The following is a 9,710-nucleotide window of genomic DNA, read 5'->3' as shown; positions in this document are numbered from 1 at the left end:
CCGACAACAGCACTGTGCCCGCCGATCGCGAAACGGATCGGCGGGCACAGTGCGTGAATCAGTGGTTGGTCAACCTGCAGTGCGGACGCGGATTCCGGCACCGACACCGCCACCGGAAGCGCGATCTGCCGCGTCGAGGATGTCTCCGACCGGAATACCCAGATTCGAGGTTCCACCGGAGGTCGCCAGTACCAGGTTCGCTTCGTTGCAACTGGGTGCTCCGCTGCTGTTGGAGCCGCTGGTGATGCCCAGAGCCAAGGTTCCGGAGACGATGGCGCCGCCGCTGTCCCCGGCGAGGGTGCACGCGGTACCGGCGAATCCGCGAACGGTTCGTGAATCACCGTCCGCCATGACCAGTTGAGTTTCGACGCGATCGGCTGCCACGACACCACAGGTGAAGGACGACGTCTGGCCGGACTTGCAGATGGGAGCGCCGATCACGGGACGTGCTGTTCCCGTGATCGCGAGGGTGGTCCCGTTGGCACCGCGGACGGCAGCACGGTCGAGGCCCGCGTCGATGCCGGACTGGTCGAACTTGATGACCGAGTAATCGAGATCGCCGGCGTTGTTGCCGACGGAAGACTGTGAGAATGCTCCGATCAACTGACTGTCGTCGACGTTCGCGTGATTCGGCAGGTAGACGGGCGACTTCGAACCCTCGGCCGGATTGCAGTGTCCGGCACTGATATTGAGAGCATTGTTCTGATCGTCGACGGCGTTGAACCCGAACGAGCAGACCGAGATGTTCTCGGTCGGTGTCTCGCGAATGGGGCCTGTCGACGTGATGTAGGTGTCGCCGCCGAGTGCTCCGGGATCAACCGATCCGCCACCGTCCGGGCTGAGAACGATCTTGGTGTTCTCGAGCAGGGTCGGAAGATTGAGCGCCTGCCCGACGGGGCTGTTCGCGACGTCGATGACGACCTGGTTGTTCAGGACGTCGATAGTCGCCGAATTGACTGCGCGTGAGATTTCCTTGGGCAGCCCGGCAATCCATCCGTTGACGTCGGCCAGCGTCTTCTCGAGGGTGTCGGCGGAGACGGGGGCGACGTGCGTGCGGTAACCGTCGTCGGCCGCGATGCGTGCAGCTTCGGTGGTGGTGACGGCTACGACGGGTTGACCGTCGAGTCCCATCCACGAGCCGGCGTAGTCGCCAGGGCGCTCGGACTTGAATTCCTGGGCGTATGCACCGAGTTCCTGAGCTTTGGCAGCGCGGTCCAGATACTCCTGTGGGGAGATCTTCAGATCGCGTGTGATCGCCTCGATCAGCTCAGCCGGAAGCTGATCTGCCCCGAGCTGTTCGACATGCGTGTCGGAGGCGGGCTCTGCCGATGCCGTCGTGGTGAATGGAGCTGCGAGCAGTAGTGCCGAGGCGCCGACCACAGCGGTGCGGATCGCCAACGAGTTACGCATGAAATCCCTTCAAGTCCCCGGCACCGAGCCGGTAGGTACCGCACCCACCATAGGGGAAAAGTTTCGACGAGGAATATGTGCCTGTTGTCGGCAAGTCGAGTTATTCTGTCTAACTTGGCATTCCGGGTCTCGGGGCCAATGGCATGACGGGCATGTCGGGATTCGGAACCACCGGATCGGTTGTGTCGGTCGGGTTGGACGGCTGCGTCGGCGTTGTCTGTGTATCAGTGGGGGCGGTCACGGCGGGAGTGTCCGGGGTATCCGGATCGACCGGATCCAGCGGTCCGACGACCGGCGGCAGGTTCTCGATCCGAAGGGGATCGATCTGGATGGTGATCGGCGATCCCTGTTGCGCGGGGACGTTCGCCGTAGTGGATTTCTCTGTACCGGTGCCCGGACTCACCGGAATGGGCTGGGATTCGGATGAGGTCGATTCCGCTTCGGATGCCCACGACTGCGCCGTCGGCTGCGCGCCGAGAGCGGGTACTTCCGGTGGGGGTGAGGTCGCTGATTGCGTGCCTGTCCCGGATGAACTCGTCGGGGTGGCAGCTGTGTCCGTCCCGGGGGACAGGGAAGATTGTGCGTCGAGAATCCTGGGTGCTGAAATGGTCGGAGTGTGTCCGATGATGACCGCTGCCGCGCAACCCGACACCGTCAGAAAGACTGCGGCGGCTGCTGCGGCGATGATCGGTCGGCGCTCCGACCGCCACTGGCGATTCAGCCAACCGTCGATGCTCGGTTCTTTCGTGACCGGTGCCTCCACGCCGGATTCCGGCTCCGGTTCGATCAGAACGAACGGCGGAAACTCTTCGGGGGTGTCCTCTGGCTCGGCAAAATCGGTTGGCTGGGGTTCGGGACAGGTAGAGGTGATCGAGAAGGGTGCGGCCAACGCTGCGGCTCCGCGAGCAGCACGGTCGTCGGCGTCCGGATCCGCGAGCCAAGCCGCAGAGGCTTCATCTTCTGAAATCAGTTCGACGCCGTCGAGATTCATGCTGTCGAGTGCGCCGCGCAGTACGTCGACGGAATCGCTCGACCAACCTGCGGGGATCACCGCAGAGATGTTCAGGTTCTGATCGGTGAGTGTTCGGACTTCCTTGACCAGGCAATACATTGCTGTCGCTACCAGTTCCTCCCCTCGCGTCATGTGCTCGGAGAAGTTGTCGGTATCGTCGGTGCCGACCCTGTCGAGGAACCCGCGCAACCCGGTGGACCCCGCCGCGGTTCCGCCTAGCTGCACGGTGCCGTCGGGGGCGTGGTGCAGAACCGATTCGCGTTCGAGGGTCACCAGCTCCGAGTCAGGTCTCGCGATCGCAGCAATGCTTCGTTTGTTGCCGACGGCGAGTCCGACTCCCCACTTCATAGCGATCCCCGTTTCACAGTTACCGAACTTTGCTCGGCAGGCTTGTCCTGATTGCTGTGAAAACTATCACTTAAACGGATATACGCAACCCTCTGGACAATATGCAGCTAACTACTTGTTCGACGGTGTCATGCTGCGAAGGATGGTGAGCAGTTCCGAACGAGACTGCGCCCCGACGCGCCGCTTGATGCGTGCGACATGGTGCTCGACGGTTTTAGCGGAGATGTAGAGGCGTTCGCCGATTTCCCGATACGTCAGTCCGACGACGACGAGTTCGGCAACTTCTTGTTCGCGCTCGGTCAACACCGACGGTGGCGCCGCACTTGTGGCGGTATCGGTTGCACTTGTCTCGGCCGTCGACGTTGTGCGTAGCGAGCGCGCAACGTGGAGCAGTGCCGTGGCCGATTTGGTGTCCGGGGTGCGCAGCGCTGCTTCGCCGGCGAGGCGAGCGGCGTCCCACGGGAGTCCGATCCGACTGAGCGTTCGTGCGGCGGCTTCGACACCGTCTGCGTCGACGTTGCCTTGCATCAGTAGGAGCCACTGGCGTCCGGCGATCGCCAAACCGGCTGCGTAAGTGTGAGTTTTGGCTGATTCGGCGAGTGTATGGGCGTGTGGGAGGAGATCGGCCGGCGACTGCGAGAGGATCGACGCCTGGACGCCGTACCAATGCAGCGGCGACGACCACAGCGGCGGCTCGCCGAGCGCGCGGAGGAGTGAGCGCGCGTCGTCGACGAGATGCTCGACCTGCTCGGTCTCCTCGAGCCGTACTGCCGCAAGCCACAGTTCGCCGATGGGAAGCAGATTGAACAGATCAACGCTGCAGGACGAGAGGGTGCCTGCCGCGCCCGACCAAGCTCGACGCAGCTGGGCGAGATCGCCGGAACGCCGAGCGAGACCCACGATCAGAGCATGCAGAAACAGTGCGTCACGCTCACGGAGGGGGCCGCGGACTACCTCCTGCGGTAGGTCTTCGAGAATCGTGTCCTGCCCGCGGACCATCGCGATCCAGGCGCCGAGAAGGTGAAGTCGCGCCCACGTGTGGCTGCTTGCGTCGTCGGCGGCGATCGCGGACGTGACGACAGCGGCGGCCCGTTCATGGGCGCCGTTGTGCAGGAGTGCGAGAGCTACCAGCGCCGGGGCGGAATCAGGCTGGAATTCAGATGTGTCGGCTCCGCCGGGGAGCGAGAGTGCGCGCGACATCGTGTTGAGCGCACTCGGTGCGCTCCCGGTGACCGATTGCATCAGTCCGTTGGCCAGTGTGGTAGCGCCGACCGTCGAGCTCGACGGTGATCCGGTGTGTCCGGTGAGCGCCGCGTTCGCGTCATCGACCTTGCCGATGCCGAGGAAAGTGATTGCGGCGAAGGGGGATTCGTTTCCGGTGCGCCCTGGCCCCAGCCAGGTGTAGAGATCTGCAGCGGCGCCGAGTTGGCCGCATGCTGCGGACGAAGCTGCGCGGATTCGCACCGCCGCAGCCAATCTCGCGTCGTCGAGATCGGGTGCGGCGATGACGGAATCGGCCAGACGGCAGGCAGTGTCGAGGTCACCACTGCGAGCCGAGACCTGGGCGTACAGCAGCGTGTCGGCCACGCCGAGAGGCTCGATCGAATTCACGCGGCGAAAGAGATCTGCCGCGACCGCCGGCGTGCTCGCCTCGACGGCGTCTCGTAGTACACCCGTGAGATCGCGGTGGCGGATTCCGGAGTCGAAAAGTCTTCGTGCTGTGTCGATATCGAGGGTTCTCGTGTGTGCGCGTGATGCGACGATTCTGATCAGCTCGCTGCGGATACGCCCGGTGCTCGTCGACTCGGCGAGCACGCTCGCGACGAGTGGTGATCGCGAACCGAACAGTCCGGTCGCCAGTGCCCGGTCGAATGCAGCTGTGAGGCTGAACTTCTCCTGTCCCAGATCGAGCTCGAAGGCGTCGATGTCCGGGACGGCGAGTGAAACTTCGAGGATCTCGCGCTCGATCGGATGCAGAGCGGTGACCTGGTGGAGGATGTGTGTGCGTATGGCGTTCGGCATTTCCAGGCGGCCTGCCGAGGCGGCGGCGAAGTACGCTTCGATCGCCCCGAAGGAACCACCGGACAGATGCTCGAGCGCCACCACGGCGCGGTCGTCGAGCGGGACTCTTCGCTCGGCCGCGATCTTCCGAATATCGTTTCGGTTCAACGGGTTCAGATGCAACACGGTGCCGAAACTCGAGATGTTCGAGTAGATCGGTGCGAGTGGTGGATCGATCCGATCGGAGGCTACGACAACTCCGAGGTCGTCACGTTGGACAAGCTCTTTCAGGGCACGGATTTCATCGGAGGTCAGAGCTTGCGCGTCCGCGATCACCACAATCGCGTCGGCGGGGACGTCATGCGTGACTGCGGTGACCACGGGCTTGTCACCCGATTCGATTCGCTTCCGTACAACCCTCGTCACTTGGGGCCGAGCGCTGGCATCGGTCCCGGTGACGAATAGGCGCAGTGGCGATGCAGTCAGGTCGACGTCGCGCAAAAGTCCTGCGATGAACGACGATTCGGTGCCGTTGTCACGGTTCATCGAAAGACCGCCGGTCAGCGGATCGGTGCGGTGACGCCGCCGACGACACCACCGACCACGTTTCCGACACCACCGACGACGTTACCGAGACCTCCGACCACGCCGCCGACTCCGTTGCCGACACCGTCGACCAGACCGCCGACTCCGTTTCCGATGCCGGTCGCAGCGTCACCGACACCGGTCCCGACGCCGGCTCCAGGCGCGGGTGCTGGTGCCGGGGCGGGAGCAGGTGCGGGCGCCGGGGCGCCGGGTGCGGCAGGTGCAGGCGCCGACGGAGCGGTCTCGCCCGGTGCGGGCGAGGATCCCGCCGGTGCGCCGGCAACCGGAACTGCCCCCGGCGCCGTCGTCGAGCCGCCTGCGGCAGCAGGAGAACCGGGCTGATTGCTTTGAGTGCCGTTGTTCGCAGTCGTGGATCCGGTGCCTGCCGCTTCCGCTGCCGTGGTGCTGCCGGGAGTAGAGCCCGCGGTGGTCGAAGCGGTCGAGGAGGTGGACTCGCTGGTGGTGTTCGCCGAACTGGACGGAACATTGATCTTGTCCATGGCAGTTCCGATTCCGAGCCCGCCTGCGGCGAGCACGATGAATGCTCCCACCACTGCAGCAACGACGCCGACCCTCGACGAGCGTCGAGTCGCCGTGTTCTCTTCTTCGGTCGGCTCGGCAAGCAACGGAGTGGAGAAGGCGGGAACTGGTGCGGGCTTGCGAGACGGCTCGGCGGGAATCACTGCAGTGGCGGCGGCCGGTACTTGCGAGTCTCTGGCGTCGAGTGCGAGGGCCGCGGCGCCGGACGCCGCGCACGACGCTGGATCGGCGTCGGCGATCACCGGGACACGAAGCTCCGCCGACAGTAGTTCGGCGACAAGGGGAATGGACGAGCTTCCGCCGGCCAGGACAACCTGATTGACGTCACTGGACTCGACGCCGGCAGATCGCAGGCTTTCGCGAACCAATGCCACCGATTCGGTGAGGGCGGGCCGGATCAGATCTTCGAGTTCGGAACGAACGAGTCGAACGTCGCTGACGGCACCGGGAAGCGCCACGCGGGCAACGGTTTCCGTCTCGGTGGAAAGTTCCTCCTTGGCTGCGCGGGCATGCTCGCGCAGAGTTTCCAGCGCTGCAATCGTCTCGGGTGCAAAGGGATCAAGGGTTGCGAACTGGTCGGAAACCGCATCGAGCAGGTGAACGGTGACGAGGTGATCGAATTCGTCGCCGCCGATGTCCTCGCTGCGCAGCGGCTTACCGAAGATCTCGCTTCGTCCGTCGGTCGTGGACATCATCGTGACGTCGAGCGAGCGAGCACCGAGGTCGTAGACGACGGTCAGACCGTCGCTGACGACAGTTCCGGAAGCGGCGAGCCACGCCATGACGGCTGCGGGTTCGGCGACGAGAGTCGCCCCGTGAATTCCGACGTCGTCCAGAGCGGACTCCATGGTGCGTGCCGTGTGGCGGTTCCACCCCACCGGGTGAGCCAGGACGACAGTTGGCCCTTCGTTACCGCCTGCCTGGTCTACCAGTGCGCCGACCGCTGTCGCCGCGAGAGCCTCGCCGCGGTACTCGGTACCGTCGGCGGCAAGTATCGGAATCGGGTCTCCGACGCGCTCGACAAATCCGGTGATGACGGATCCGTCGTCCAATTGCAGCGCACTGGGTAAGCGGACCTGTTGCGTTTCACCGGTCGAGCCGTCGGTGACAGCTACGAGAGTGGCCGAACCGATGCTGATGCCGAGCCCTGCCGCCATGAACGAACTCCCCTGGTCGTGGGCGACAGAAGGACTGTCGCGGTTGTCTGAGATGTCGGTTTCAGGACCTAGATCGTTACCGGATCGGAGGCGTCGCGACGAAGTAGGGGACCGATCCCCTAATCGGGGCAAATCCCCTATTCCGACCGGGCGTAGCCCAATGGGGGGCTTCCCCACCTGTCCCTGGAGAAGAGGGGGGTGCTCCCCGTTGGCCCCACTCGCAAAAGTTCTTAGCGTTGATTCCACTCGCTACCTCTGGCAGCGCACCAGTTTCCGGACCACCGGCAACTACCCACCGGCAACAACCCGGTCAACGAACTTCAGGAGAACCCGCCATGGCAACGAACGCCGTACTCGAATTCATCCTCGGGCTACTTCGTGACGACGAGGCAGCTGCCAACTACTGCGCCAACCCGACCGCGGCACTCGATGCTGCCGGTCTGTGCGACGTCAGCCCCGCCGACATCGTCGCGGTCGCTCCGCTGGTCGCCGAGTCCGGACTCTTTGCCGGTGGTGGCGCCGACCTGTCCGCGATCGTCAACGCCGGTGCGTCCGCTGCCGGTGCAATCGGCGGCGGTCTCGGACTCGGCGGTGGTCTCGGTGGTGGACTCACCGGTGGTCTCGGTGGTGGCCTCGGCGGCAGCCTGGGTCTCGGCGCCGGTGCAGGAATCGGAGTCGGAGGCGCCCTCGGCGGCCAGTTCGACCTGGTCGGCGACTTCGCAGCAGCCCTCAGCGCTGCGCTTGCCATCGGTGGCGAGATCAGTGCCGAACTCGGCGCAGCCTTCGGCGCTGTGATCGAAGCCGGTCTCGGTTTGGGCGGCGCACTCGATCTCGAAGGAGCTCTCGATCTGGGCGCACAGCTCAGCGCGGCTCTGGGCGGCGCCCTCGGTGTGACCGGCGGCCTGACTGCGGAGCTGGGAGCAGCCCTCGACGCCGCGATCGGCGCAGTCGGCGGACTCGACCTGACGGCAGGGCTCAGCGGAGCTCTCGCACCCGTATTCGCCATCGGTGGTGACCTCGGAGCCGATCTCGGCCTGGCTCTCGGTGGACTCCTCGGCGGCGCAGCAGACCTCAGCGGTCTCCTTGACATCGGCGGCGAACTGGGCACGAGCCTGACCGGCGCACTGGAATCCGCTCTTGCACTCGGCGGCGGCCTGGATCTTGCCGGCGCTCTGACAGGCGACCTCAGCACGGCATTGTCCGGCGCGCTCTCGGGCGTCCTGGGAGCCGGCGGCACGATCGGCGCCGATCTGGGTGCATCGCTCGGCGGCGTCCTCGGCGCGATCACGGATGTCAGCGTTCTCACCGATATCGCGGGCGGCCTCGATCTCGGTGCTGCCCTGAGTGGCGCCCTCGGCGGAGCACTCGGCGTCGGCGGCGGTCTGGAAACTGCATTGGGCGGCGCACTCGACGCAGCACTGGGTCTCGGCGGCGGACTCGACCTCGACGCCGTACTCGGCGGCGGAGCAGACCTCGGCGCGCAGCTCAGCGCGGCACTCTCCGGCGCCCTCGGTGCCGGGGGAACGGTCGGAGCCGACCTGGGTGGCGCACTCGGTGGACTGCTCGGGGGAGCACTCGACCTCGAAGGCGGTCTCGGCGCAGACCTCGCGGCAGCTCTGGCCGGAGGCGCGAATCTGTCGACGGCCCTCGAGGGTGTTCTCGGTTCGGCACTCGGCGTCGATGCCGGGCTCGCGGGCGGTCTCGGCGGCGCTCTCGACGCAGCGCTGGGCGCAGGCGGACTTACCGGAATCGACCTCGGTGGTGCACTCGGTCTGGGCGGTGAAGCAGGCTTGGCAGCCGGTGTCGCTGCGGCTCTCGACACCGCCCTCGCAGGTGCAGGCGGCTTGGGTGCTGTCGGTTCCGTGGGCACGGACCTGACCGGCGCGCTGGACGGTGCGCTGGGCGCGGGCCTCGGGCTGGGGGGCTCTCTCGACAGCGTTCTCGGTGCCGAAGGTGCACTCGGTGGAGCGCTGGACACGGCACTGAACCTCGGCGGAATCGACACCGGTTCGATCGGTGCCGACTTGCCCTCCGTCGACCTCGGCGCTGTGAACCTCGGCCCGATCTCCGCTGAACTGCCTTCCGTCGACCTCGGAAGCATCGCGGCAGAAGGCCTGAACCTCGGCGGTGTGACCGGCGACCTCGGAGCAACTGTGGGCGGCGCGCTGGACGCAACAGCAGGTCTCGACGCAACAGCAGGTCTCGACGCGGCCACGAACGCTGCGGCTGGTTTGGGTGGGTCGCTCGGCGGCGCACTGAACGGCGTCACCGATCTCGGTGGATCGCTCGGCGGGGCTGTCGGAGCAGTCACCGACGTGACCGGTTCGATCGGAGCCGACGCAGCCGCAGCTGCCGGTGGCACAGTCGACGGCGGCGGTACCGTTGGCGGCGGTGGAGTCGCTGACCTGGGCGGATCCCTCGGTGGAGCAGTGAGCGGAGTGTCCGACCTGACGAGTTCGTCGACCGGTGCGCTGAACCCGTGGTCGTCGATCGATGCGACCGATGCTTTCGGTTCGGGTTCCACTTCGGGTCTGAGCGCCGATACCGAACACTCGCTCTTCGCCGAGGATTCGGTTGCAGCGCCGGTCGATCACATCGACCCGGTTGCGGTTGTCGATCACCTGCATCCCTGATCTGCTGACGCAGGAACTGAAATC

At 65.6% G+C, this 9,710-nt stretch carries 5 protein-coding genes; 1 reads left to right on the top strand and 4 read right to left on the bottom strand.

Annotation, left to right across the window (positions count from 1 at the left end; all coding sequences use genetic code 11):
* Nucleotides 1-69: 69 nt before the first annotated feature.
* From ASU23_RS19805 to ASU23_RS19790, 4 genes are all read right to left on the bottom strand, one after another.
* Nucleotides 70-1,410 (bottom strand): S1 family peptidase, encoded by a 1,341-nt coding sequence (locus ASU23_RS19805; protein ID WP_054187118.1) that lies wholly within the window; start codon nt 1,408-1,410, stop codon nt 70-72.
* A gap of 109 nt (nt 1,411-1,519) precedes the next feature.
* Nucleotides 1,520-2,770 (bottom strand): hypothetical protein, encoded by a 1,251-nt coding sequence (locus ASU23_RS19800; protein WP_047269499.1) that lies wholly within the window; start codon nt 2,768-2,770, stop codon nt 1,520-1,522.
* 111 nt (nt 2,771-2,881) lie between these two features.
* Nucleotides 2,882-5,317, bottom strand: coding sequence for a LuxR C-terminal-related transcriptional regulator (locus tag ASU23_RS19795; RefSeq protein ID WP_058038561.1), 2,436 nt, complete (start codon nt 5,315-5,317; stop codon nt 2,882-2,884).
* A 14-nt stretch (nt 5,318-5,331) separates the two neighbouring features.
* Nucleotides 5,332-7,053 carry an Hsp70 family protein gene (locus tag ASU23_RS19790; RefSeq protein WP_054187121.1) on the bottom strand — a complete coding sequence of 574 codons (1,722 nt, stop codon included), beginning with the start codon at nt 7,051-7,053 and terminating at the stop codon, nt 5,332-5,334.
* 335 nt (nt 7,054-7,388) lie between these two features.
* Here ASU23_RS19790 and ASU23_RS19785 point away from each other — a divergent pair, with 335 nt between their 5' ends.
* The gene (locus tag ASU23_RS19785; protein ID WP_058038560.1) at nt 7,389-9,686 is read left to right on the top strand and encodes an IniB N-terminal domain-containing protein; all 2,298 of its coding nucleotides are present in this window, start codon (nt 7,389-7,391) and stop codon (nt 9,684-9,686) included.
* Nucleotides 9,687-9,710 lie beyond the last annotated feature (24 nt).

Origin of the sequence: Rhodococcus sp. KB6 (assembly GCF_001445685.1) — a bacterium.
In the GTDB taxonomy this organism is placed as follows: Bacteria; Actinomycetota; Actinomycetes; order Mycobacteriales; family Mycobacteriaceae; genus Rhodococcus_F; species Rhodococcus_F qingshengii.
Note: the sequence above shows the minus strand (reverse complement) of the source record. Positions and strands in the feature narration are given on the sequence as shown.